The sequence below is a fragment of the Streptomyces sp. NPDC020490 genome (assembly GCF_044335305.1).
GTDB lineage: Bacteria > Actinomycetota > Actinomycetes > Streptomycetales > Streptomycetaceae > Streptomyces.
Map to the genome: position 1 here is coordinate 66823 of NZ_JBIRUY010000027.1, position 24392 is coordinate 91214.

General features: G+C 73.5%; 19 protein-coding genes and 1 pseudogene. 9 read left to right on the plus strand and 11 right to left on the minus strand.

Going from position 1 to position 24392, the window contains the following annotated elements:
- Nucleotides 1-89: 89 nt before the first annotated feature.
- From ACH4ZX_RS26155 to ACH4ZX_RS26165, 3 genes are all read right to left on the minus strand, one after another.
- Nucleotides 90-542 (minus strand): pyridoxamine 5'-phosphate oxidase family protein, encoded by a 453-nt coding sequence (locus ACH4ZX_RS26155; RefSeq protein WP_398277340.1) that lies wholly within the window; start codon nt 540-542, stop codon nt 90-92.
- Nucleotides 543-854: 312 nt separating this feature from the next.
- Nucleotides 855-1457, minus strand: coding sequence for a CBS domain-containing protein (locus tag ACH4ZX_RS26160; protein WP_398277343.1), 603 nt, complete (start codon nt 1455-1457; stop codon nt 855-857).
- 90 nt (nt 1458-1547) lie between these two features.
- Complete coding sequence (locus ACH4ZX_RS26165) at nt 1548-1946, minus strand: hypothetical protein (protein WP_398277346.1); 399 nt, start codon at nt 1944-1946, stop codon at nt 1548-1550.
- A gap of 279 nt (nt 1947-2225) precedes the next feature.
- On the opposite strand from ACH4ZX_RS26165, the gene ACH4ZX_RS26170 reads away from it, so the two are divergent.
- The 7 genes from ACH4ZX_RS26170 (at nt 2226) to ACH4ZX_RS26200 (ending at nt 10555) form a co-directional block, all read left to right on the plus strand.
- Nucleotides 2226-2918, plus strand: coding sequence for a response regulator transcription factor (locus ACH4ZX_RS26170; protein ID WP_360748727.1), 693 nt, complete (start codon nt 2226-2228; stop codon nt 2916-2918).
- A 139-nt stretch (nt 2919-3057) separates the two neighbouring features.
- Entirely contained in the window at nt 3058-4074 is a 1017-nt protein-coding gene (gap, locus tag ACH4ZX_RS26175) for a type I glyceraldehyde-3-phosphate dehydrogenase (protein ID WP_398277350.1), read from the plus strand.
- Between the two features lie 112 nt (nt 4075-4186).
- On the plus strand, nt 4187-5929 hold the full coding sequence (locus tag ACH4ZX_RS26180) for a GAF domain-containing protein (protein WP_398277353.1): 1743 nt from the start codon (nt 4187-4189) through the stop codon (nt 5927-5929).
- Nucleotides 5930-6642: 713 nt separating this feature from the next.
- Nucleotides 6643-7656 carry a zinc-dependent alcohol dehydrogenase gene (locus tag ACH4ZX_RS26185; protein ID WP_398277356.1) on the plus strand — a complete coding sequence of 338 codons (1014 nt, stop codon included), beginning with the start codon at nt 6643-6645 and terminating at the stop codon, nt 7654-7656.
- 51 nt (nt 7657-7707) lie between these two features.
- The gene (locus ACH4ZX_RS26190) at nt 7708-8835 is read left to right on the plus strand and encodes an NAD(P) transhydrogenase subunit alpha (protein WP_398277359.1); all 1128 of its coding nucleotides are present in this window, start codon (nt 7708-7710) and stop codon (nt 8833-8835) included.
- Entirely contained in the window at nt 8832-9137 is a 306-nt protein-coding gene (locus ACH4ZX_RS26195) for an NAD(P) transhydrogenase subunit alpha (protein ID WP_398277362.1), read from the plus strand. The genes ACH4ZX_RS26190 and ACH4ZX_RS26195 overlap by 4 nt, the downstream gene beginning before the upstream one ends.
- A gap of 5 nt (nt 9138-9142) precedes the next feature.
- On the plus strand, nt 9143-10555 hold the full coding sequence (locus tag ACH4ZX_RS26200) for an NAD(P)(+) transhydrogenase (Re/Si-specific) subunit beta (protein WP_398277519.1): 1413 nt from the start codon (nt 9143-9145) through the stop codon (nt 10553-10555).
- A 106-nt stretch (nt 10556-10661) separates the two neighbouring features.
- On the opposite strand, the gene ACH4ZX_RS26205 is transcribed toward ACH4ZX_RS26200, so the two are convergent.
- The 8 genes from ACH4ZX_RS26205 to ACH4ZX_RS26240 form a co-directional block, all read right to left on the minus strand.
- Nucleotides 10662-11705, minus strand: coding sequence for an FAD-binding oxidoreductase (locus ACH4ZX_RS26205; protein ID WP_398277365.1), 1044 nt, complete (start codon nt 11703-11705; stop codon nt 10662-10664).
- Complete coding sequence (gene hcp, locus ACH4ZX_RS26210) at nt 11702-13369, minus strand: hydroxylamine reductase (RefSeq protein ID WP_398277368.1); 1668 nt, start codon at nt 13367-13369, stop codon at nt 11702-11704. The genes ACH4ZX_RS26205 and hcp overlap by 4 nt, the downstream gene beginning before the upstream one ends.
- Before the next feature lie 102 nt (nt 13370-13471).
- Nucleotides 13472-14161 carry a Crp/Fnr family transcriptional regulator gene (locus ACH4ZX_RS26215; RefSeq protein ID WP_398277371.1) on the minus strand — a complete coding sequence of 230 codons (690 nt, stop codon included), beginning with the start codon at nt 14159-14161 and terminating at the stop codon, nt 13472-13474.
- Nucleotides 14158-15795: an NAD(P)-binding protein gene (locus ACH4ZX_RS26220; RefSeq protein WP_398277374.1), complete on the minus strand. Its 1638-nt coding sequence runs from the start codon at nt 15793-15795 to the stop codon at nt 14158-14160. The genes ACH4ZX_RS26215 and ACH4ZX_RS26220 overlap by 4 nt, the downstream gene beginning before the upstream one ends.
- Nucleotides 15792-16802 (minus strand): thiamine pyrophosphate-dependent enzyme, encoded by a 1011-nt coding sequence (locus tag ACH4ZX_RS26225; protein WP_398277377.1) that lies wholly within the window; start codon nt 16800-16802, stop codon nt 15792-15794. The genes ACH4ZX_RS26220 and ACH4ZX_RS26225 overlap by 4 nt, the downstream gene beginning before the upstream one ends.
- Nucleotides 16799-18040, minus strand: a complete 1242-nt coding sequence (gene porA, locus ACH4ZX_RS26230) for a pyruvate ferredoxin oxidoreductase (RefSeq protein ID WP_398277380.1) — start codon at nt 18038-18040, stop codon at nt 16799-16801. Before porA ends, ACH4ZX_RS26225 begins: the two co-directional genes overlap by 4 nt.
- Nucleotides 18024-18614: a 2-oxoacid:acceptor oxidoreductase family protein gene (locus ACH4ZX_RS26235; protein WP_398277383.1), complete on the minus strand. Its 591-nt coding sequence runs from the start codon at nt 18612-18614 to the stop codon at nt 18024-18026. The genes porA and ACH4ZX_RS26235 overlap by 17 nt, the downstream gene beginning before the upstream one ends.
- Before the next feature lie 130 nt (nt 18615-18744).
- Complete coding sequence (locus ACH4ZX_RS26240; protein WP_398277386.1) at nt 18745-19635, minus strand: universal stress protein; 891 nt, start codon at nt 19633-19635, stop codon at nt 18745-18747.
- A gap of 661 nt (nt 19636-20296) precedes the next feature.
- On the opposite strand from ACH4ZX_RS26240, the pseudogene ACH4ZX_RS26245 reads away from it, so the two are divergent.
- Nucleotides 20297-20495, plus strand: a pseudogene (locus tag ACH4ZX_RS26245) (acetyl-CoA C-acyltransferase); the annotation flags it as partial.
- 195 nt (nt 20496-20690) lie between these two features.
- A complete protein-coding gene (locus tag ACH4ZX_RS26250) occupies nt 20691-24392 on the plus strand; it encodes a nitrate reductase subunit alpha (RefSeq protein WP_398277389.1) in 3702 nt (1233 codons plus the stop codon).

Consider the following 24392-nt stretch of genomic DNA (forward strand, 5'->3'; position numbering starts at 1 on the left):
GCCTTCCGTCACGCCGGTGCTGATTCCGGCCATCCGCTCGGGCCGCGACGCCCGGTGAGCCGGCCCGGCCGAATCGGGGCCTTTCCGGCTCAGGTGTCGGCGGGGGTCAGACGGATGCCGGTGATGAGGTCCGGGCGGATGCGGACGGCGAAGTCCATGGCCTGGCCGACCCAGGGATGCAGCATCGACTGGTAGCGGGTCAGCAGCACCGGATCGGTGACCAGATGGGCGTAGCCGGTGACCACCACGCTCCAGCCCAGGTGGGTCGCGGGGTCGATGGTGTCGGCCTCGTAGGCGACGACCACGCCCGGCGAGCCGGCCTGCCGGGTGCGGGAGGTCAGGGCCGCGCCCTCGTGGGTGCGGATGACGATCTCCCCCTCGTCGAGGACGTGGTTGACCGGCCGGATGGTCGGCAGCGCGTGCTGCGTGAAGACGATTCTGCCGAACGAGACGCTGCCCAGCAGCTGGAGAGCCTCGGCGCTGTCGAGCGCGACGCTGTGACGGGGGCCGACGGGAATCGGCTGGGCTTGGTCGAGGGCCATGGGCGGCGTCCGTACGTTCACTCGGCGGTCGGGCGTGGGGTGGTGCGGGCTCGGTCGAGCAGCTCATTGCAGCGGGCACGGGCACGCTCGCGCTAGGGCCGTTCGGACCTTTCCCCGGGCCCGGGTGGGCCCTTCCCACCGCATCGGCTTTCCGGGCGAGCCCGCCCGCGAACAGGTGGGAGCGGCGCCACGGGGGATTGGCGCCGCTCCCGATTCCACTGTGCCGCGGTGCCCCCCGGCCGCCCAGGGCCGATGGTCCCCGCACCGGGTCCGACAGGCCCCGTGCCGCCGCACCGCGCATGACGGGCGGCGTCAGACTCCGGACGGCCGGGCGTCGTCGACGCGGTAGGTGAGGCCGTTGACGACGCCGACGACCCCCTCGACCCGGTACGCCGACCGCACCGCCGGAGGGATGTCGCTGCGCCGCTCCACCCGGCCCGCCAGCGTGACCATCCCGTCGCGGACGGAGACGGCGACGGCGTCGGGCGGCAGACCGAGGGCGCCGACCACGATCTCGTCGATGACCTGACGGCGTATCGTCCCGTCGGTGCGCAGGAAGACCCGCAGCAGGTCGCGCCGCGTGACGATGCCGATCAGCCGGTCCTCCTCGTCGATCACGGGCAGCCGTTCGATGCCGTGCCGCTCCATCACGCGCGCGGCGTCGGAGACCGACTGCTCCGGGTGCACGGTGACCGCGGGCGTCGACATCAGCTCCCCGGCGGTCCGCCCGCCGGCCGGCGCGCGGGCCAGGTCGGTGCCCGAGACCATCCCGAGCACCTTGTCGTCGTGGTCGACGACCGGAAGCCCGCTGATCCGGTGCCGTTCCAGGAGCCGGACCAGCTCCCGTACGGGCGTGTCGCGGTGGGCTACCACGACCTCACCGGTCATCACCTCACCGACGGGATGCGGTTTCACGACGTCTTCCTCCTTGACCTGGCGGCCGGGTGCGGGAGCGGCGCCGTCGTCCCGGAACGACGGGACAGGCGCCGCTCCCGCCGCGGGCCCTCAGCCCTGCCGTGCGTCCGCCGGCCCGCCCCGCCACGGCGGGGGAGCGGCCGACCTGCGGGCGGTGGCCCAGCGGTCGGCGAGCCGGTCCAGCCGGCCGCGCAGCCGGTCCTGCAGCCGGTCGGCGAGTTCGTGGGCGCTCGCCTCGTCGGCGTGGACGACGAGCAGCTCGCTCCCCACCCGGATCTCGGCCGCGGCCGACCAGGGCTGTTCCACATGGTGCGCGGTGGCCTTGGCGATCCGTACCTCGCCGGTGACGGCCGGCAGACCCGGCCGGTCGAAGACCGCGTTCACCTTGGTCCGGACGTAGCCGAGGGTCGCCTCGTCCACGTCGCCCTCGGCCCGTACCTGTACGGCCTGGGTCGTGCGGGCGTCGGTACCGGTGTCCCTGGGAGTCATGTGCTCCACTCCTTATGCGCTTTCGTGATCGGTTACAGCCTCTCCCGGGCCCCGGCCGGGCCCCAGGGGCCGCCCGGCCCCCGCACCCGGGCCGTCGGTCCCGGTGCGCCGCTCAGGTGCGGGAACGTCGGTCCCGGGTACCCGGCAGCCGTGCGCGCGGGGCGGCAATCAGGGCCGACCGGCCCCTGGCCCGTCCACCCCGGGACGACGAAGATCTCCTGGTGGACACGGTTCCGTCGCGCCGAGCGCGGGACCACGAGACGTGACGAGGAGCATCTGATGGCGGACAGCCAGCGGCCCGGCCCCGGCGAACCGATCCGGGTCTTCCTGCTGGACGACCACGAGGTGGTACGGCGAGGCGTGCACGACCTGCTCAACGACGAGCCGGACATCTCCGTCGTCGGGGAGGCCGCGACCGCCGAGCAGGCGCTGGTCCGCGTCCCCGCGCTGCGCCCCGACGTGGCGGTGCTCGACGTACGCCTGCCGGACGGCGACGGCGTCAGCGTGTGCCGTGAACTGCGTTCGCGCATGCCGGAGTTGAGCTGCCTGATGCTGACCTCGTTCGACGACGAGGAAGCCCTGCTGGACTCGATCATGGCGGGCGCCTCCGGATACGTGCTGAAGCAGATCCAGGGCTCCGACCTGGTCTCCGCCGTGCGCACGGTGGCCTCCGGGCAGTCCCTGCTCGACCCGAGCGCCACCACCCGGCTCATGGCCCGTCTGCGCCACGACCAGCAGCACGAGGAGGAGCCGGACACACTGCCGGGCCTGACCGACCGGGAACGGGAGATACTCGCCCTGATCGGCGAGGGACTGACCAACCGTCAGATCGGCCAGCGGCTGTTCCTCGCGGAGAAGACGGTGAAGAACCACATCTCCCGCCTGCTGGCCAAGCTGGGCGTGGAGCGGCGCATCCAGGCCGCGGTCATCGCCACCCAGGCCCAGGACCGGCTCAGGCAGCAGGGCCACTGACGTACCGCCCGGCGCGACCGGTGGGTCCGAATGTCCCCCCGGTCGCCCCCGTACGGCCCATGCCCCGCCGGGCCCGGCCCGAGCACGCTGGCATCGCATCCCGGACGCCACCGGGTTCCCAAGGGGAGGACGAACGGACATGAACGTGCGCGTGGGCATCAACGGCTTCGGCCGCATCGGCCGCAACTACCTGCGCTGCGTGCTGGAGCGCGCCGAGGCCGGCGGCACCCCGGTCGAGGTCGTCGCGGTGAACGACCTCACCTCGCCGGAGGCCCTGGCCCACCTGCTGGCCTACGACTCGACCTACGGCCGGCTGGGCCGCACCGTCGAGCACGACGACTCCTCGCTGACCGTGGACGGCCACCGGGTCGCCGTCAGCGCCGAGCGCGACCCGGCCGCGCTGGCCTGGGGCGACCTCGGCGTGGACGTCGTCATCGAGTCCACCGGCCGCTTCCGCACCCGGGAGACGGCCGGGGCGCACCTGGCGGCGGGCGCGCGCAAGGTCCTGCTGTCCGTGCCCGGCAAGGACGTCGACGCGACCGTGGTCATGGGCGTCAACGAGGGGACGTACGACCCCGCGCGGCACGACGTGGTCTCCAACGCCTCCTGCACCACCAACTGCGTGGCCCCCATGGTCAAGGTGCTCGACGAGCGCTTCGGCATCGTCAAGGGCCTGATGACCACGATCCACGGCTACACCAACGACCAGGTCGTCCTCGACGGTCCCCACAAGGACCTGCGCCGCGGCCGCAGCGCCGCCGTCAACATCATCCCCACCAGCACCGGCGCCGCCCGCGCCGTCGGCCTGGTGCTGCCGGAGCTGGCCGGGACGCTGGACGGGATCGCCGTGCGCGTGCCGGTGGAGGACGGGTCGCTGACCGACCTGAGCCTGGTGCTGGAGCGGCCGGTGACCACCGAGGAGATCAACGCCGCCTACCGGGAGGCCGCCGACGGCCCGCTGAAGGGCATCCTGCGGGTGTCCGACGCACCGATCGTCTCGCGCGACGTGGTGGGCGACCCCTCCTCCTGCGTCCTGGACGCCCCGCTGACCCAGGCGCACGGCGAACTGGTCAAGGTCTTCGGCTGGTACGACAACGAGTGGGGCTACACCAACCGGCTGCTCGACCTCACCGAGCACGTCGCCGCCCGGCTCTGACGGCCTTGTCCGGCCCGGCGGGCAGCGGTCCCCACGGGATCCCGTATCGTCCCCTTGCCTGGACCGTTACCGTGGCACGTGACCGGAACGGCAGGCCGACGGCACGCACGGCATGGGATGTGGAGGATCACGGGTGGGACGCTCCGAGGACGCCGGGGAGGCCCGCATTCGGCTTCCGCAGCTGAGGCTGGACGAGCTGCTGGAGGAACTGCAGGCCCGGCTGGACGCGGCCCGCGGCACGCGCGACCGGGTGCACAGCCTCCTGGAGGCGGTGCTCTCGGTCGGCCGGGAGCTGGACCTGGAGCAGGTCCTGCACAGCATCGTCGAGGCCGCCGCGGCCCTGGTCGACGCCGAGTACGCGGCCCTCGGCGTGATCGGCCCCGACGGCAAGCGGCTGTCGGCGTTCTACACCGTCGGCGTCAGCGAGGACCAGATCGCCAGGATCGGCCCCTACCCGGAGGGCCACGGCATCCTCGGCGAGCTCATCCGCCGTCCCGCGCCGCTGCGGCTGGCCAAGATCTCCGAGCACCCGGCGTCGTACGGCTTCCCGCCCCACCACCCGCCGATGAACACCTTCCTCGGCGTCCCCATCCGGGTGCGCGACCAGATCTTCGGCAACCTGTACCTCACCGAGAAGCGCGGCGGGATGCAGTTCGACGAGGAGGACGAGTCGGTCCTGTCGACCCTGGCCGTGGCGGCCGGCGTCGCGATCGACAACGCCCGCCTGTACGAGGAGTCCCGGCAGCGCGAACGGTGGCTGCAGGCCAACGCGGAGATCACCCACCGCCTGATGTCCGGCAGCGGGCGCGGCGAGGTGCTCGGCCTGATCGCCGGGCGGGCCATGGAGATCACCGGCGCGGCCCTGGCCGTGGTCGCGATGCCGATGGAGGACACCGACGCCCTCACCGTCGAACTCGCCGTCGGGGAGGAGGCGGAGACCCACCGGGGTCTGGTGCTGCCGGTGGACGACAGCCTGATCGGCGAGGCGTTCTCCAGCGCCGCCCCGGTCACCAGCCCGGACATCTCGCACGACGACCGGGTCTCCGCCGGGCCGCCGCGCTTCAGCCGGCTCGGCCCGGCCGTCGCCGTACCCATCGGGACGGGTGAGGGCGGGGTGCGGGGCGTCGTCCTGCTGGTGCGCGAGACCGGTCAGATGGCGTTCTCCGAGAAGGAGATCGAACCGCTGCAGAGCTTCGCCGCGCAGGCCGCGATCGCCATGGAGCTGGCCGAACGCCGTCAGGACTCCGAGGAGATCGCGGTGCTCAAGGACCGCGACCGCATCGCCCGGGACCTGCACGACCTGGCCATCCAGCGGCTGTTCGCCACCGGCATGACGCTGCAGAGCGCCGGCCGCTTCATCGAGCACGCGGAGGCCGGGCAGCGGGTGGCGCGCGCGGTGGACGACCTGGACGAGACCATCAAGATCATCAGGTCTACGATCTTCGGCCTGCGGGCGCGTGACGGGGGAGCCGGGACCGGGCTGCGCGCCCGCGTCGTCCGGGCCGTCGGCGAGGCGTCGCCGGTGCTCGGCTTCGCGCCGAGCGTGCGCATGGAGGGCCTGGTCGACACCGACGTGCCCCGCGAGATCGCCGACCACGTCATCGCGGTCCTGTCCGAGAGCCTGACCAACATCGCCCGCCACTCCGGGGCCGACCGCGCGGACGTGGCCCTGGTGACCGACGGTCACGAGGTGCGGCTGACGGTCTCCGACAACGGCGTGGGCATCCCGTCCGGCGGCCGTCGCAGCGGCCTGCGCAACATGGCCGAACGAGCGGAACAGCTCGGCGGCTCCCTGACGCTGGACTGCCCCGAGAACGGCGGCACGACCCTGGTGTGGCGGGTCCCGCTGGACTGAAACCCCGCGACAGGGCCGGCCCGGCCCGGCGCCGGGCGGCCCGCCCGCGGAGGGCCGGTGCGTGCTGTCCCGGCTGGGGCGCCGTGCGCGTGCTGCCCCGCCCGCGGACGGCCGGTGCACGCTGCCCAGGCAGGGGCCGGCCGGGGCGCCTGCCCGTGGATGACCCCGCCCGCCGTCCCTGGCGCCCCGCCCTGCCCCGCCCCCGTCCCTGGCGCCCCGCCCCGCCCTGCCCCGCCCCCGCCCCCGCCCCCCTGGCGTTCCCACGCCGGGCGCCCCCGCAGGAGCGCCGGGCCGGTGTGTGCCCGGGTGGGGCGGGTAGCAGACGGGCACCCGTGCAATGCCGGCCGACCGGGGCCGTGCGGTCGGCCCGGCGGGCGGGTGGCACCCTTCTCACCGCCCGGTCCGCCGAGTGGTCCCGCAGGGCGGGGTCCGGGAGGGAGGAGGCTCCGGCCGGTCGGCGGCGCGGGGTCCGAGCGGCCCCGTGAGCGGGGTCCTTCGGCCTCTGCTGCCCGCCCCGCGCGCGCGTGAGGCTGGTGGACCGGACCGGGTAGGGAAGGCACGGGAGGTGCCGTGGACGCTCGGCACGTCACCGGGACGCACGCGACGGCGCGCCCCGGCGCACCCGCTGCTCACCGCCTCGCGGCCGGGAACCCGCCGCACTGCGTGACCCGGCTCCAAGCACCCCCGCCTGCGGACCAGTTGAGGAGCAGACCATGAAGGCAGCGGTCGTCACCGACTTCGGCAAGCCCCTGGAGATCCGCGACCTGCCCGTCCCCGAGCCCGGTCCCGGCCAGGTGCTCGTGAAGATGGAGGCCTCCGGGCTCTGCCACACCGACATCCACGCGGCCCACGGCGACTGGCCAATCAAGCCCCGCCCGCCGTTCGTCCCCGGCCACGAGGGCGTCGGCCCCGTCACTGCCGTCGGCGCGGGCGTCAGCGCCGACCTCGTCGGCAGGCGGGTCGCCGTCCCGTGGCTCGGATCCTCCTGCGGCACCTGCCGCTACTGCGTCTCCGGCCGGCAGACCCTGTGCGAGAAGCAGGTCAACTCCGGCTACTCCGTGGACGGTTGCTTCGCCGAGTACGCCGTCGCCGACGCCGGCGGCGTCGTCCCGGTCCCCGACGGCGTGTCGTCGTTCGACGCGGCCCCGCTGACCTGCGCGGGCGTGACCACGTACAAGGCGATCAAGGTCGCCGGGGTGACCCCGGCCGAGCGCGTCGCGGTCTTCGGCGTCGGCGGCCTCGGCCACCTGGCGCTGCAGTACGCGCGGCTGGTCGGCGGCTTCGTCACCGCCGTCGACCTCGAACCCGACAAGCTGGGCCTGGCCCACCGGCTCGGCGCCGACGAGATCGTCAACGCCCGCACCCACGACCCGGTCGAGGAGATCGAGCGGGCCGGCGGCGCGGACGTGGCCGTCGTGCTGGCCGCCGCGCCCACGGCGTTCGAGCAGGCCTACCGGACCCTCAACCGGGGCGGACGCCTGGTCATGGTCGCGCTGCCCGGCGACGACGCGGCGATCAGCGTGCCCGTCTTCGACACCGTCCTCGGCGGCATCTCCGTCATCGGCTCCATCGTGGGCACCCGCCAGGACCTGGCCGAGGTGTTCGCCCTGCACGCCGCCGGACGCACCCAGGTCGTCGCCGAGCCGCGGCGGCTGGAGGAGGTCAACGACTCCTTCGAGGAGGTGCTCGCGGGCCGGGCCGAGGCACGGCTCGTGTTCGAGTTCTGACCCGGCCCCCGGTCCCCCGGCACACCGGGCCACGACGAGAGGCAGCAGATCATGGGAACCGTCACCGTCGGCGCCGTACGGGGGCGGGCGCCCGGCGAGCGCCGTGTCGCCCTCGTCCCCGAGGCCGTCACCCTGCTGCGCCGGGACGGGATCGACGTCCTGGTCGAGACCGGAGCCGGGGCCGGCGCCTGGTTCGCCGACGCCGACTACGCCGAGGCCGGCGCGGCCGTCGTGCCGTCGCAGGAGCTGTACGCCAGGGCGGACGCCGTGCTGTGCGTGGGCCCGCCGGACCCCGGTACCGCCGAGTCGCTGCGCGCCGGGCAGGTCCTGATCGGCCTGCTCGAACCGCTGCGCCGGCCCGCCCTGGTCTCCGCGCTGGCCGCGCGCGGGGTACGCACGGTGAGCCTCGACCTGCTGCCGCGCACCCTCAGCCGCGCCCAGTCCATGGACGCGCTGACCTCCCAGGCGAACGTCGCCGGCTACAAGGCGGCCGTGCTCGCCGCCGACACCTACGGCCGGTTCTTCCCGATGCTGACCACCGCGGCGGGCACCGTGCGCCCGGCGCAGGTCCTCGTCCTCGGCGCCGGAGTGGCCGGACTGCAGGCCATCGCCACCGCCCGCCGCCTCGGCGCCGTCGTCACCGCCTACGACGTCCGCCCCGAGTCGCGGGAGGAGGTCCAGTCGCTGGGCGCCCGGTTCCTGGACGTCGCGGCCCTGCCGACGCGGGAACAGGGCGCGGGGCAGGGTGCCGGACAGGGCGGCTACGCACGCGAGCTGACGGAGTCCGAGCAGCGGGCCCAGCGGGCGGCACTGGACGCGCACATCGCCCGTACGGACATCGTGATCACCACCGCCCAGGTGCCGGGCCGCAAGCCGCCGCTGCTGGTCACGGCCGCCGCGGTGCGGGCCATGAGGTCCGGTTCGGTGGTCGTCGACCTCGCGGCGAGCGAATTCGGCGGCAACGTCGAGCTGTCCGAACCCGACAGGACGACCGTCCTCGACAACGGCGTCACCGTCATCGGCGCCGGACGCCTGCCGTCCGCGATGGCGACCGCCGCGTCCACGGCCTACGCCCGCAACCTCGTCGCGCTGCTGCGCCACCTCGTGCGCGACGGAGAACTGGTCCTCGACCCGGCCGACGAGATCACGGCCGCGCTGACGGGAGGAGCCCCCGCATGAACAACCTCGATCTCCTCACCGCGATCACCGTCTTCGTGCTGAGCGTCCTGGTCGGCGTCGAGGTCATCAGCAAGGTCCCGGCGACCCTGCACACCCCCCTGATGTCCGGCTCGAACGCCGTGCACGGCATCGTCGTCATCGGCGCCATGCTGATCGCCGCGGAGTCGCACACCTGGCCCGGCTACGCGCTCGCCTTCGTGGCGATGGTGTTCGGCGCGATGAACGTCGTCGGCGGATACGCGGTCACCGACCGGATGCTGGAGATGTTCAGGGCCAGGCCCGGTGAGAAGAAGGACGGGTGACCGCCATGGACACCGTCTCCAACGCCGTCCACTACGTCTTCCTGGCCACCGCCGCCTGCTTCGTGCTCGGCCTGCACCTGATGAACCACCCGCGCACCGCCCGCCGCGGCAACACGGTCTCCGCCGGCGCCATGGCCGTCGCGATCGCCGCCACCGTATGGCTGGTCGCCCACCAGGGCACCATCACCCGGACCGGCTGGCTGGTGCTCGCCTCGGGCGGGCTGATCGGCGCCGCGCTCGGCCTGTACGCCGCGCGCGGGGTCAAGATGACCGCCATGCCCCAGCTGGTCAGCCTCTTCAACGCCGTCGGCGGCGGGGCGGCCGCGCTGATCGCGGTCGACGGCCTGCTGCAGGCCGCCGATCCGGCCGCGCTCGGCGCGCGGGTCTCCCTGCCGGGCGCGCTGGACATCGTCATCGGCGCGGTCACCTTCTCCGGCTCGCTCGTCGCGGCCGGCAAGCTGCAGGGCGTGATCCCCGGCGCACCGGTGGTCTTCTCCGGGGCGCGGCTGCTCGACGTGGTGCTGCCGGCCTCCTTCGTGGCCGGCACCGTCCGGCTGGTGCTCGCCCCGGACTCCCGTACCGCCCTGTTCGGGCTCGTCGCCGTCGCGCTGCTGTTCGGCGTGACGATGGTGCTGCCCATCGGCGGCGCCGACATGCCGGTCGTCATCGCCCTGCTGAACGCCTTCACCGGCTCCGCGGTCGCGATGGCCGGCTTCGTGCTCGACGAGACCGCGCTGATCATCGCGGGCATGCTGGTCAGCTCCTCGGGCGGGATCCTCACCAGGCTGATGGCCGACGCCATGAACCGGTCCGTCGCCGGCATCGTCGTCGGCGGCTTCGGCACGGGCGACGGCGCCCCGGCAGCGGCCGGGGGAGCCCCGGCCCAGGTGCGGTCGGTCTCCGCGGACGACGTGGCGATCCAGCTGGCGTACGCGCGCAAGGTCGTCCTCGTCCCCGGCTACGGCCTCGCCGCGGCCCAGGCGCAGCACGAGCTCGGCGACCTCGCCAAGCTGCTCACCGACCACGGCGTCGACGTCAGCTACGCCGTCCACCCGGTCGCTGGCCGCATGCCCGGGCACATGAACGTGCTGCTGGCGGAGGCCGACGTGCCCTACACCCAGCTCAAGGACATGGACGAGGTCAACCCCGAGTTCCCGCAGGCCGACGTCGCCCTCGTGGTCGGCGCCAACGACGTCACCAACCCGATCGCCCGCCGCCCCGGCAACGCGATCTCCGGCATGCCGATCCTCGACGTCGACAAGGCCAGGAGCGTCGTCGTCATCAAGCGCTCCATGGGCCACGGCTACGCCGGTGTCGACAACGAGCTGTACACCGATCCCAGGACCGGCATGTTCTTCACCGACGCCAAGCAGGGGCTGGCCGAACTGAAGGCGGCCGTCGGCGAGTTCGTCGTCTGACCCGCACCGCACGGCGCCCCCGCGGTGACCCGCGGGGGCGCTCGCGCCGTCCGCTCACGTGGGCAGGAAGCCCTCCCGGCTCAGGTGGGCAGGAAGCCCTCCCGGCTCAGGTGGGCAGGAAGCGCTCCCGGAAGACCCGCTCCGGCGCGACGCCCCCGGCGAGCGCCGCAGCCGTCACGCTCTCCACCAGCGGCGGCGGCCCGCACACGTACACGTCCGGTGCCTCGTCCGCCGCGCGCAGCGCCTCGGCGACCCGTTCGGCGGGTGTGCCGGTCACGCCCTGCCGGCCGGGGCCGGGCCGCCACACGCAGATCTCGTGGTCGAAGGCCGCCGACTCGGCCGCCACCTCTTTCAGCAGGTCCTCCCCGAAGACGTCCGCGTCCTCGTTCACGCCGAAGAAGAACCGCACCGGCTGCGGCTCCTGCCACTCCGCCATCTGCCGGGCCATCGACAGCAGCGGAGCGAGCCCCGTGCCGCCGGCCACGAACCAGCGCGGCCTGAGGCCCGTCTCGTGCAGCCCGAAGGCGCCCTGCGGGCCGTGCACGGTCAGCCGGTCGCCGACCCGGGCCCCCTCGCGCAGGTACCCGGAGAACAGCCCGCCCGGCCGCAGCCGCACGAACAGCTCCACGCGGCCGTCCCAGTTGCCGGTGTTGGCCAGCGAGTAGGCCCGCCGCTCCTCCCGGCCGGGCACCTGCACCTCGACGAACTGCCCGGCGTCGAACTGGAATCCGGCGCCCTGCTCCTCGTCCTCCGCCAGCATCAGCTCCAGCCGTACGGTGTCCCGCGCCACCCTCTCCAGCGCGGTGACCGTGCCCTCGCGCTCCGGTATCCCGCCGTACAGGATGCGGGAGTTGTCGTACGGCAGCGCCGCGCTGAACGCCCCGCGCGGGTAGGTGCGGCACAGCAGCACGCCCCCGGCGTCCCGTTCGGCGCCGGGCAGCGCGTCGGCGGCGCAGGCGCCGAGGTCGTAGGCGCCGTCGGTGACGTCCGCCCGGCAGGAGCCGCAGGTGCCCTGGCGGCACGCGGCGGGCAGGGCGGCGCCCCACTCCGCGGCGGCCTCCAGGACGCTCTGCCCGTCGGCGCAGCCGAACTCCAGCCGCTCGCCGTCGGCGGTGGTGAGGGTGACCGTGGCCGTGGACGACGCCGTCATGCCCCGGCCCTCTGCAGCGCCGCCTCGATGTCCGCCTGGGCGTCGCCGATGATGCGCAGCCCGAACCGGTCCACCATCGCGCCCACCAGCGTGGGCGTCAGGAAGCCCGGCAGGGACGGGCCGAGGTGGATGTCGCGCAGGCCCAGCGCGAGCAGGCTCAGCAGCACCGCCACCGCCTTCTGCTCGGTCCAGGACAGGGCGAGCGTGAGCGGCAGGTCGTTCAGACCGCAGTCGAAGGCGTCGGCGAGCGCCGCCGCGATCCGGATGGCGGAGTGGGCGTCGTTGCACTGCCCCAGGTCCAGCAGCCGCGGGATGCCGTCGATCGCGCCGAAGTCGTGCCGGTTGAAGCGGTACTTGGCGCAGCCGAGGGTCAGCACGACCGCGTCGTCGGGCGCGCCGAGCGCGATGTCGCGGTAGTAGTCGCGGCCGACCGTCGGACCGTCGCAGCCGCCGACCAGGAAGAAGTGCTTGATGGCGCCCTTCTGCACCGCGCCGACCACGTCGTCCGCGACGGACAGCAGCGCGTCCCGCCCGAACCCGACCGTGATGAACCGCTCCTCGCCGTCCTCCTTGAAGCCCGGCATCGCCTTCGCGGCCTGCACGACGGCGGAGAAGTCGCCGTCGCCGAGGTGGCGGACGCCCGGCCAGCCGACCGGGCCGGTGGTGAAGATGCGCCGGCGGTAGGCGGGGTAGGGCTCGATGATGCAGTTCGACGTCATCAGGATCGGGCCGGGGAACTTGGCGAACTCGCGCTGCTGGTCCTGCCACGCGCCGCCGTAGTTGCCCACCAGGTGCGGGTAGCGCTTCAGCAGCGGGTAGGCGTGCGCCGGCAGCATCTCGCCGTGCGTGTAGACGTTGATGCCGGTGCCCTCGGTCTGCTCAAGCAGCGCCGCCAGGTCGCGCAGGTCGTGGCCGCTGACCAGGATCGCCTTGCCCGCCACGGGCGTCGTGCGCACCGCGGTCGGCTGCTGGGCGCCGAACGTGCCGGTGTTGGCGGCGTCCAGCAGTTCCATCACCGCCAGGTTGAGGCGGCCCAGGCCGACCGCGCGCTCCAGCAGTTCGTCGGCGTCCGCCGGCTCGCCCGCCAGGTACGCCAGCCCGTCCTCCACCCCGGCGAACACCTGCGCGCTGTGTTTGCCCAGGACGTGCGCGTGGTGGGCGTAGGCGCAGATGCCCTTGAGGGCGTACAGGTGCAGCGAGCGCAGCCCGACGACGTCCGGGCCGACCACGTCCAGGCCGGCGTCCACGCGGAAGTCGGGCGCCTGCTCCAGCAGCCCGGTGAGGTCGCCGGCGGGCTGCCAGCGCGCCGGCCCGTCGAGTTGCTCCGGCTCCAGGCCGTGCTCCCGCGCCGCCTCCTCGTAGCGGCCGCGCACCCGGTCCCGTACGGCCGCCGCCTCCTGCAGCAGGGCGACGAAGCGGGTCGGGTTGAAGTTCACGTTGGTGAGCGTGGTGAACATGGCGTACAGGATGAAGCCCGCCGCCTCGTCGTCCGCGGCGCCCAGCGCGCGGGCCCGGCTCGCGTACTGGGCGATGCCCTTCACCGAGTGGATCAGCAGGTCCTGTACGTCGGAAGTGGCCTCGTCCTTGCCGCAGTTGCCCAGCGGGCCCGCACAGCCGGGGACCTCGCCCGTGCGGTCGGTCTGCTCGCACTGGTAACAGAACATGCGTGAACTCCTTCGGAGAGGTTCGCTCGTTACGATCAGTGACGCTAGATCCCGGTCACGCGCGGATCCTTGATCCAGGTCAAGCCGGCGCCGTGACGCGGATCACCGCCACTCGAGGCGGGCCGCCAGCCGGGGCGCGTCGTGCAGGGTGACGCACCGGCCCCGGACGCTGATCAGCCCGTCCGCGGTCAGCCCCCGCAGGGTGCGCGAGAGCGTCTCGGGGGTGAGGTTGAGCCGGGACGCCACGGTCTGCTTCGCCGCGGGCAGTACGACCTCCCGGCCGCCGTCCTCGCCGCGCGCCTCGTGCAGCAGGAACCCGATCACCCGCTGCTCGCTGGTGCGCAGCGAGTACGACTCCACGTCGCGCACCAGGCGCCGCAGCCGGACCGCCATGTTGGCCAGCATGCGGCGGGCGAAGGACGGGTCGCGGTCCAGCAGGTCCAGCACCGCGCGGCTGGACACCGACAGCAGTTCCGTGTCGACCAGGGCGGTGGCGGTGACCGGGTAGGTGATCCCGTCGAAGACCACCGCCTCGCCGAAGCTCTCCCCGGCCGGGACGATCTCCAGCACCTTCTCCGCGCCGTCGGCCGCGGACACCGTCAGCTGCACCTGGCCGCGCACGACGAAGAAGAAGCCGCGCACCGGGTCGCCCTGGTGGAACAGGATCGTGCCCCGGTCCACCGCGCGGACGTGCGAGCCCGCCGCGATGACAGTGAGCTGCTCCCGCGTCAGTCCCGCGAACAGCGGGATGCGCGGGAGCAGTCCGGGCATCGTGAGGGTGCTGTGGGTCATGTGCCGGAATCCTCCTCGGGAACCATCTCGATCGCGCCGCACGGGCATTCGGCCACGCACAGCCCGCACCCCTTGCAGTAGTCGAGGTCGATCGCGAACCCCTTGCCGGGGCCCAGCTTGGTGATCGCGTTGTCGGGGCAGACCCCGTAGCAGTTGTCGCACTCGAAGCAGTTGCCGCAGGACATGCAGCGCCGCGCCTCGAACAGCGCGGTGGACTCGTCGAGCCCCCGCACCACCTCGTCGAACGTCGAGACGCGGCGGGCCGGTTCGAGCCGCGGCCGGACCGAGGCGGGCGCGTCGGAGTAGTACCAGGTGTTGAGCCGGTCGAAGGACGCCGGGGGGTGCTTGTCGCCCGGCTCGTACTCCTCGCCGCGCAGGTACGCGTCGATGTGCCGCGCCGCCTTCTTCCCGTGCCCCACGGCCACCGTGACCGTCCGCTCGGCGGGCACCATGTCGCCGCCGGCGAAGACGCCCTGATGCCCCGTCATCAAGCCCTCGGCCACCCGCACCATGCCGTGGTCCACGGTCAGCCCGGGCACCGCCTCCAGCAGCGACAGGTCCGACTCCTGGCCCAGCGCCAGCACCACGCTGTCCGCCTCCAGCTCCTCGAACTCGCCCGTGGGCTGCGGGAATCCGGTCTCGTCGAGCCTCATCCTCTCGATGGTGAGGCGGCCGCCGTCGGCGTGCTTGATGGTGGACAGCCACTTCATCCGCACGCCCTCCTCCAGCGCCTCCTCGACCTCCACGTCGTGCGCGGGCATCCGGTCCCGGGTGCGCCGGTAGACCACCACGGCGTCCGTCGCGCCCAGCCGGCGTGCGGTGCGGGCCGCGTCCATGGCCGTGTTGCCGCCGCCGTAGACGGCGACCCTGCGGCCCAGCAGCGGCGGGCCCGCGCCCTCCATGCTGCCCAGCAGCGACACCGCGTCGACGATGCGGGCGCTGTCCCCGGCCGGGATGTAGGCCCGCTTGCCGATGCCCGCGCCCACCGCCAGGAACACCGCGTCGAAGCCGCCGTCGCGCTGCGCGGCCGGCACGTCGTCCACGCGCGTGCCCAGCTCCAGCGTGACGCCCAGCGCGAGGATCCGGCCGGTCTCCGCGTCCAGCACCTCACGCGGCAGCCGGTAGCGCGGAATCCCGTAGCGCATCATGCCGCCGGGCCGCGCCTGCGCCTCCCGGATCGTCACCTCGTGGCCGAGCAGGCGCAGGTGGTAGGCGGCGGACAGCCCGGCCGGCCCGGAGCCGACGACCAGGACGCGCCTGCCGGAGGTCGTGGCGGGCGCGGTGACGGTCCAGCCGCGCCGGATCGCCTCGTCGCCCAGGAACCGCTCCACCGAGTTCATGCCGACCGCGTCGTCGACCTGCACCCGGTTGCAGGCGGTCTCGCACGGGTGGTAGCACACCCGGCCCATCACGGCGGGCAGCGGGTTGTCCCGCATCAGCTGCCGCCACGCGGACTCGTAGTCGCCGCTCTCCGCGTGGTAGAGCCACCGCTGGATGTTCTCCCCGGCCGGGCACGCCTGGTTGCACGGCGGCATCCGGTCGACGTACTCCGGACGTTCGGTGCGCCAGGCGCCGGTGCGGTTGGCCAGGCTGGAGCCCACGTCCAGCGTGATCGCGAACGGCTTCTCCTTCACGACGGCACCTCCTCCTCCGTCAGCAGTCCGAAGCGGGCGATGTTGCGGTCGGCGGCCTGCTGCAGCCGGGCGATGACGTCCGTGCGCGGCTCCGGCTCGAAGAGGTGCGCGTACCGCTTCTGCGGACGCAGGTACTCCTCGACCGGCAGCCGCCGCCGGATCGGGGTGACATCGGTGACCACGCCGTACTCCGCCTCGAACACCGGGAACAGCCCGGTCCGCTCGGCGAGCCGCGCGATGCGGACCGTGTCGTGGGACGGCGTGCCCCAGCCCAGCGGGCAGGGCACCAGCACGTGCAGGTAGCGGGCGCCGCGCATCCCCATCGCCCGGTGCGCCTTGGCCTCCAGGTCGCGCAGTCCGGCGACGGTGGCCGTGGCGACGTAGGGGATCTCGTGCGCCATCGCGATCAGCGGCAGGTTCTTGCCCTGCCCGAACGGGGCGCCGGGGTCCTCGCCCACCGTCTGGGTGGTGGCCGTGCGCGCGGTCGGGGGAGTGGCCCCGGAGCGCTGCACGCCGGTGTTCATGTACGCCTCGTTGTCGTAGCACACGTACAGCACGTCGTCGCCCCGTTCGAACATGCCGGACAGGCAGCCGAGGCCGATGTCGACCGTGCCGCCGTCGCCGCCCTGCCCGACCACCCGGACGTCCGTGCGGCCCTTGGCGCGCAGCGCGGCGGCCACGCCCGCGGCGACGGCGGGCGCGTTGCCGAACAGCGAGTGCAGCCACGGCAGTTGCCAGGACGTCTCCGGGTACGGCGTGGAGAACACCTCCAGGCAGCCGGTCGCGTTGACGGCGATCACCTTGCCGCCGGCCGCCCGCTGGGCCGCGTCCAGCACGTAGCGGGCGCCCAGCGCCTCGCCGCAGCCCTGACAGGCGCGGTGGCCGCAGGTGAGCGCGTTGGACCGGCCCGGGTCGGCCTGGTCGGACTGGGCCTCCGGGCCCAGCAGCCGGTTCCCGGCGGCGAAGCTGCCCACCTGGTAGAACTTGACCTGCGGCGCGGCACTCATCGGTTGCTCCCCACATCGCGCAGGATGTTCTCCGCCGACGGACCCGACCGCCTGGTCCGCGCCATCCGCGTGAGCTCCCGCTCCACCAGTTCGGTGTTCAGGTCGAGGAAGGTCAGCTGCTCCAGCCGCCCGGCGAGCGCGTCGCCGAACAGCCGGTGCAGGGACTCCTTGGTGATCGCGCGCCCGCCGAGCCCGGCGATCACGGTGTGGCCGTCGAGGTGGATCCCGGACAGCGCGGTCCGCACGTTCGCCGACACGATGCCGCCGACACCGACGGCCAGCGCCCGCTCCAGCACGACCACCTGGCGCGCCCGGCCGAGCACGGTCCGCACCGCCTCCAGCGGGAACGGCCGGAACGACGTGATCGCCAGCGCGCCGATCCGCACCCCGCGCTCGCGCATCTCGTCGACGACGTCGCACACGGTGCCGAACGTGGAGCCGAGCACCACCACGATCGTCTCGGCGTCCTCGCAGGCGTAGGGGTGCACCAGCCCGCCGGAGGAGCGGCCGAACACCGCGCGGAACTCCTCGGCGACCCGGGGGATCGCCTCCAGCGCCCGCATCTGCTTGGCGTGCGCCAGATAGCGCACCTCGGTGAAGGCCTCCGGCCCCACCATCGCCCCGATCGACACCGGGTCGTCCGGGTCGAGCACCTGACGCGGCTCGTACGGCGGCAGGAACGCGTCGACCTGCGCCTGCTCCGGCACCTCGATGCGCTCCCAGGCGTGGGTGAGGACGAAGCCGTCCATGCACACCATCACCGGCAGCGACAGCTCCTCGGCCAGCCGGAAGGCCTGCGGGTGCAGGTCGGCGGCCTCCTGGTTGTCGAGGGCGTACAGCTGGATCCAGCCGGAGTCGCGCTGCGACATGGAGTCGCTGTGGTCGTTCCAGATGTTGATGGGCGCCCCGATGGCCCGGTTCGCCACGGTCATCACGATCGGCAGGCCGAGACCGGAGGCGTTGTAGAGGGCCTCCACCATGTACAGCAGGCCCTGGCCGGCGGTGGCCGTGTAGGCGCGGGCGCCGGCCGCGGACGCCCCGATGCACATGGACATCGCGGCGAACTCGGACTCGACGTTGACGTACTCGCACGGCTTCAGCGCACCGGACTTCACCAGGCGGCTGAGCTCCTCCACGATGTGGGTCTGCGGCGAGATGGGATAGGCGGCGATCACCTCGGGACGGCAGTACGCCACGGTCTCCGCCACCGCGCGCGAGCCCTCAGTCTGCTTGAGCACGGACGAACTCCTCACGCTCGGCGCGGACATGGTCGAACGCCTCCCGGGCCGCGGCGGCGTTGGCCGCGCCCAGCTCTGCGGGGAAACGCTCCTGGACCGCCGCGGTCAGCGAGTCGATCCGCACGCATCCGGTGAGCGCGGCCAGACCGCCCAGCAGCACGGCGTTCGGCACCGGACGCCCGAAGTGCCGCAGCGCGAGCGCGGTGGCCGGCACGGTCAGGGCGACGGCGTGCGGCACGGTGGCGGCGAGACCGGCGAGCCCCGGCTCATCGACGCGGCCGGGCGAGTTGATCAGCACGGCTCCGTCCGGCCGCAGCCCGTCGAAGACGTTCACCTGGTGCAGCAGCGTGGCGTCCTGGATCACCAGGGCGTCCGGTCGGGTCACCGGTTCGCGTACCCGGATGGGGACGTCGTCGATGCGGCAGAACGCCATCACCGGCGCGCCCGTGCGCTCCGAGCCGAAGCTGGGGAACGCCTGCGCGTGACGGCCCTCCAGAAACGCCGCCACCGACAACAACTCCGCGGCCGTGACGGCGCCCTGGCCGCCGCGGCCGTGGATGCGTACCTGGAACACGGCACCTCCTCCGGAGCCCTGGTCCCTCCAGTGGTAACTCCGGGGCGGGCGGCTCCCGCAGGGGCCGAACGTCCCCGCCGCGGGGCCCATGCTCCTTTCAGTCGTGTCCCACGCGTGTCCCACTCGTGTCTCACTCGTGCGGGACGATCGCGACCGGGCACCGGACGTGGTGCATCATCGCGTGGGCGACCGGGCCGGTGTGCGTGCCGAACCGGCCCGGACGGGCCTTCCGGCCGACCACCAGCAGCCCGGCGTCCGCCGCCGCGTGCAGCAGCTCCTGCGCGGGATGCCCGATGCGCACCACCTCGCTGACCTGGACCGCCGGGAACTTCTCACGCCACGGCCGCACCAGCGCGGTCAGCGCCTGCTCGGCCTCGGTCCGGGCCGCGTCGGCGGCCTGGACGTCCGCCGGGCCCGGCAGGCGCGGCGGCTGCCAGGTGTGGACCACCCGCAGCGGAGCGGTGCGCAGGGTCGCGCTCTCGAAGGCGAACCTCAGCACCTCCTCGCACGGGTGCGCGGTGTCCACACCGACCACGACCTCGCGGTACGGCTCGCGCTCGGACGGCCGGCCCCCGGCGTCCGGGACGTGCTCGTCCGCCGCGGTCCGCTCGGCGCGCACCAGCACCACGGGCCGCCGCACGTGGGCCACCGTCGCGAGCGCCACGGATCCGGCCATGAAACCGCCGAAACCGCTGAACGCGCGGCTGCCCAGGACGAGCAGTTCGGCCCCGTCACCCGCCGAGACCAGTGCCTCCGCGGCGGGCCGCGCGATCTGCTCGCCGCTCAGGTACACCTGCGGGTACTGCTCGTTGAGCCGGTCCAGCGCGGCACGCAGGATCCGACCCGCCCAGTAGCGCGGCGCTTCCAGCTCCGGCAGCTCCGACACGTCCGGGGGCAGGCCCTCGTAGGCGTGCACCAGTCGCAGCGGCAGTCCGCGGCGCAGCGCCTCCCGGGCCGCCCAGTCGGCGGCGGCGAGGCTCTCGCGGGAACCGTCGAGTCCTACGACAACGGGGCGAACCACAGTCAACACCTCCCCGGGTCGGTGCCCGCGCGGTCCGCTCCGGCACGGGCCCTCCGCTACCAGCATCCGGGGGCGGCCGATGGCCCGGGCAGGGGCTGCGCGGCCTCCCGGCAAGGGCCGAACGGCCCTTTCGCCCCAGCTCAGACCGTCCTCGGAGCAGGACACCGACCACCTCACCACGCGCCGGCCCGACGCACCCCGGGCCCTGTGTCCGACCGCCGTTCCCGGGCCCTGTGTCCGACCGCCGTTCCCGGGCCCCGTGCCCGACCGCCGTCCCGGGCCCCGCGCCCCGAGCGCCGGGCGGCACCGACCCGCCCCGACCGCGCTCACCGGTCACCGGGGCCGGCAGCCGACTCGTCCCGCTCGCGCCCACCGGCCTCCGGTGTTGAGCGGCAGTCGGCCTGTCCCGGCTCTCGCCACCGGCCTCCGGGGCCGAGTGGCGGTCGGCCTGTCCCGCTCGCGCTCACCGGTCTCCCAGGCCGAGAGGGAGCAGGCTCGTCCCGGCCGTGGCCACCGGCCTCGGGCCGAGTGGCACTCGGCCCGTCCCGCTCGCGTTCACCGGCCTCCGGCGTCGAGTGGCAGTCGGCCCGTCCCGACCGAGCTCACCGGTCCCCGGGGCCGAATGGCGGTCGGCTCGTCCCGGTCGCTGCCACCGGTCCCCGTCAAGGCGCTCGCCCGCGTCCGCCCGTCCCAGCTGATCCCCGACATCCCGCGCAACGCCGAGCCGTGCACCGGCCTGTCGATGGGCGAGCACGCGGCCGTCACCGCCGGCGCCTGGGGCATCACCCGCGAGGCGCAGGACGAACTGGCGGCGGCCAGCCACCAGAAGCTCGCGGCGGGGTACGCACGCGGCTTCTCGGGCCGAGTGGCAGCTGCCCCGTCCCGGTCGCGGCCACCGGTTCCCGGGGGCCGAGTGGCGGCCCGTCCGTCCCGGGGCGGCGGCCCGTCCGTCCCGGCCGTGGCCACCGGTCCCGGCACACCGGGCCCTACGGCGTGCGGCCGGGGCCGTTCGGCCCAACGTGGTACGCCCCGCGGCGCGCATAGCGTCCGGCCTCATGGAGAACGACAAGATCGCGCACCCACCGCAGGGCCGCGGTGCCGAAGGCTGGCCGCTGGCCGCCCGCCGGCTGCTGACCCGCCGGGAGGTCTCGGCCGACGGACGAGCGGTGTTCGGGGAGGGCGACTCCGCATGGGAGGGCTTCTACCGCGACCGCTGGGCGCACGACAAGGTGGTGCGCTCCACCCACGGCGTCAACTGCACCGGCTCCTGTTCGTGGATGGTGTACGTCAAGGACGGCATCATCACCTGGGAGCACCAGGCCACCGACTACCCGTCGATCGGCACCGACTGCCCCGAGTACGAGCCGCGCGGCTGCCCGCGAGGGGCGTCCTTCTCCTGGTACACCTACTCGCCCAGCCGGGTGCGCTACCCCTATGTCCGGGGCGCGCTGCTGAAGCTGTGGCGGGAGGCCCGGCGCCGCCTCGGCGACCCCGTGGCCGCCTGGGCCGAGATCACCTCCGACCCGGCCAAGGCGCGCCTCTACAAGAAGGCCCGCGGCAAGGGCGGCCTGGTCCGCGCCGACTGGGACGAGGTCGCCGAGCTGGTCGCCGCCGCACATGTGCACACCATCAAGACCTACGGCCCCGACCGGGTCGCCGGCTTCTCCCCGATCCCGGCGATGTCGATGGCGTCCTTCGCCGCCGGGGCCCGCTTCATGTCGCTGATCGGCGCCACGCTGCTGTCGTTCTACGACTGGTACGCCGACCTGCCGGTCGCCTCCCCGCAGGTCTTCGGCGACCAGACCGACGTGCCCGAGGCGGCCGACTGGTGGAACGCCGGCTACCTGGTGATGTGGGGCTCCAACATCCCCGTCACCCGCACGCCCGACGCGCACTTCCTCACCGAGACCCGCTACAACGGCACCAAGGTCGTCGCCGTCAGCCCCGACTACGCCGACAACGTCAAGCACGCCGACGAGTGGCTCGCCCCGCACCCGGGCACCGACGGCGCGCTGGCCATGGCGATGGGCCACGTGATCCTCCGCGAGTTCCTGGTCGACCGCGAAGTGCCTTATTTCCAGCAGTATTTGAGGACTTTCACGGACGCGCCGTTCCTGGTGACGCTGCGCGAGCACGGCACGCACGGGCTGGTCCCCGACGGCTTCCTCACCGCGGCCGACCTCGGGCGCGGCGACGAGGAACACGCCGAGTTCAAGACCGTCCTCCTGGACCGGGCCACCGGCGATCCGGTGGTCCCCGGCGGCTCGCTCGGCTTCCGGTGGGGGGAAGCCGGGCGGGGCCGCTGGAACCTCGACCTCGGGGACGTGGTCCCCGAACTGTCGCTGCTGGAGCGGGCCGAGGACACGGTGGAGATCGCGCTGCCCCGCTTCGACGAGGGCGCCACCGAGGGCGGCTCGACGATGGTCCGCGGCGTCCCGGTCCGCAGGATCGGCGGCCGCCTGGTCACCACCGTCTTCGACCTGATGCTCGCCCAGTACGGCGTGCACCGCCCCGGACTGCCCGGCAGCTGGCCCGAGTCGTACGACGACGCCGACCAGCCCTACACCCCCGCCTGGCAGGAGACCATCACCTCCGTGCCGGCCGCGCAGGCCGCCCGCATCGCCCGCGAGTTCGCCCGCAACGCCGAGCGCACCCAGGGCCGTTCGATGATCGCGATGGGCGCGGGCACGAACCACTGGTTCCACTCCGACACCATCTACCGCGCCTTCCTGGCGCTGACGACCATGACCGGCTGCCAGGGCGTCAACGGCGGCGGCTGGGCGCACTACGTCGGACAGGAGAAGGTCCGCCCGGTCACCGGACTGCAGCACCTGGCCTTCGCCTTCGACTGGCAGCGGCCCACCCGGCACATGGCGGGCACCTCGTACTGGTACCTCAACACCGACCAGTGGCGCTACGAGGCCTTCGGACCCGACGAACTGGCCTCCCCGCTGGGCGAGGGCCGCTTCAAGGGCAAGGCGTTCGCCGACTCCCTCGCGCAGGCGGTACGGCTCGGCTGGACGCCCGGCCACCCCGGCTTCGACCGCAACCCGCTCGACCTGACGGACGAGGCCGCCGCGCGCGGCCGCCCGGTCGCCGAGCACATCGTCGACGAACTGAAGGCGAACCGGCTGAAGTTCGCCGTCGAGGACCCCGACGACCCGGCCAACTTCCCCCGCGTGCTGACCGTGTGGCGGGCCAACCTGCTCGGCTCCTCCGGCAAGGGCAACGAGTACTTCCTGCGCCACCTGCTGGGCACCGACAGCGCCGTGCGCAGCGCGGAGACACCGCCCGAGGCGCGGCCGGCGGACGTCGTCTGGCACGACGAGGCGCCCGAGGGCAAGCTCGACCTGATGGTCGCCATGGACTTCCGGATGACCTCCACCGGCCTGCTCGCCGACGTCGTCCTGCCGGCCGCCACCTGGTACGAGAAGGACGACCTGTCCAGCACGGACATGCACCCCTTCGTGCACGCCTTCACCCCGGCCATCGCCCCGCCGTGGCAGGCCCGCACCGACTACGACACGTTCCTGACCATCGCCGACCGCTTCAGCGAACTGGCCCGCGAGCACCTCGGCACCCGCACCGACGTCCTCGCCGTGCCGCTGCTGCACGACACCCCGGACGAACTCGCCCAGCCCGGCGGCGTGGTGAAGGACTGGAGGGCGGGCGAGTGCGAGCCGATTCCCGGCCGGACCATGCCGAAGCTCGTCACCATCGAACGCGACTACGCGGCCGTCGCCGACAAGATGCGCGCCGTGGGCCCGCTCCTGGACACCCTCGGCACCACCACCAAGGGCGTCACCGTCCACCCCGACCGGGAGATCGAGGAACTGCGGCACCGCAACGGCACGGCCCGCGACGGAGCGGCCGCCGGACGCCCGTCACTGGCGACCGCCTCCGACATGTGCGAGGCGATCCTCGCCCTGTCCGGCACCACCAACGGCCGGCTGGCCACGGAGGGATTCAAGGAGCTGCAGCGGCAGACCGGCAGCGAGGGGCTCGTCGAACTCGCCGCCGAGCGCGAGGCGGAGCGCATCACCTTCAGCGACACCCGCACCCAGCCCCGCTCGGTGATCACGTCGTACGAGTGGTCCGGCAGCGAGACCGGCGGCCGCCGCTACTCCCCGTTCGTCATCAACACCGAGCACAGGAAGCCCTGGCACACCCTCACCGGCCGTCAGCACTTCTTCGTCCAGCACGACTGGATCGCCGAACTCGGCGAGCAGCTCCCCGTCTACCGGCCGCCGTTGAACACACCCCGGCACTACGGCGACGAGCGTCTGGGCGACGGCCGGGCGGAGGTCACGGTCCGCTACCTGACCCCGCACTCCAAGTGGTCCATCCACTCGAACTACCAGGACAACAAGTACATGCTCGACCTGTCCCGCGGCGGCCCGACGATCTGGATGTCCGGCGCCGACGCCGAGAAGATCGGCGTCAAGGACAACGACTGGATCGAGGCGTACAACCGCAACGGCGTCGTCGCCGCCCGGGCCGTGGTCACCCACCGGATGCCCGAGGGCACCGTGTACATGTACCACGCCCAGGACCGCAACGTGAACGTGCCGAAGACCGAGGTCACCGGCAGGCGCGGCGGCATCCACAACTCCCTGACCCGGCTGCTGCTCAAGCCCACCCACCTCGCGGGCGGCTACGCCCAGCTCACCTACGCCTTCAACTACTACGGCCCGACCGGCAACCAGCGCGACGAGGTCACCGTCATCCGCCGTCGCAGCCAGCAAGTGGAGTACTGA

What these genes read in the sequence shown, in the direction of transcription:
- ACH4ZX_RS26180 (WP_398277353.1), top strand. Translation starts at nt 4,187, where the DNA reads ATGGGATGTGGAGGATCACGGGTGGGACGCTCCGAGGACGCCGGGGAG.
- ACH4ZX_RS26225 (WP_398277377.1), bottom strand. Translation starts at nt 16,802, where the DNA reads ATGAGTGCCGCGCCGCAGGTCAAGTTCTACCAGGTGGGCAGCTTCGCC.
- ACH4ZX_RS26200 (WP_398277519.1), top strand. Translation starts at nt 9,143, where the DNA reads ATGGACACCGTCTCCAACGCCGTCCACTACGTCTTCCTGGCCACCGCC.
- ACH4ZX_RS26250 (WP_398277389.1), top strand. Translation starts at nt 20,691, where the DNA reads ATGGAGAACGACAAGATCGCGCACCCACCGCAGGGCCGCGGTGCCGAA.
- ACH4ZX_RS26190 (WP_398277359.1), top strand. Translation starts at nt 7,708, where the DNA reads ATGGGAACCGTCACCGTCGGCGCCGTACGGGGGCGGGCGCCCGGCGAG.
- ACH4ZX_RS26195 (WP_398277362.1), top strand. Translation starts at nt 8,832, where the DNA reads ATGAACAACCTCGATCTCCTCACCGCGATCACCGTCTTCGTGCTGAGC.
- ACH4ZX_RS26155 (WP_398277340.1), bottom strand. Translation starts at nt 542, where the DNA reads ATGGCCCTCGACCAAGCCCAGCCGATTCCCGTCGGCCCCCGTCACAGC.
- ACH4ZX_RS26215 (WP_398277371.1), bottom strand. Translation starts at nt 14,161, where the DNA reads ATGACCCACAGCACCCTCACGATGCCCGGACTGCTCCCGCGCATCCCG.
- ACH4ZX_RS26170 (WP_360748727.1), top strand. Translation starts at nt 2,226, where the DNA reads ATGGCGGACAGCCAGCGGCCCGGCCCCGGCGAACCGATCCGGGTCTTC.
- ACH4ZX_RS26165 (WP_398277346.1), bottom strand. Translation starts at nt 1,946, where the DNA reads ATGACTCCCAGGGACACCGGTACCGACGCCCGCACGACCCAGGCCGTA.
- gap (WP_398277350.1), top strand. Translation starts at nt 3,058, where the DNA reads ATGAACGTGCGCGTGGGCATCAACGGCTTCGGCCGCATCGGCCGCAAC.
- hcp (WP_398277368.1), bottom strand. Translation starts at nt 13,369, where the DNA reads ATGTTCTGTTACCAGTGCGAGCAGACCGACCGCACGGGCGAGGTCCCC.
- ACH4ZX_RS26205 (WP_398277365.1), bottom strand. Translation starts at nt 11,705, where the DNA reads ATGACGGCGTCGTCCACGGCCACGGTCACCCTCACCACCGCCGACGGC.
- ACH4ZX_RS26185 (WP_398277356.1), top strand. Translation starts at nt 6,643, where the DNA reads ATGAAGGCAGCGGTCGTCACCGACTTCGGCAAGCCCCTGGAGATCCGC.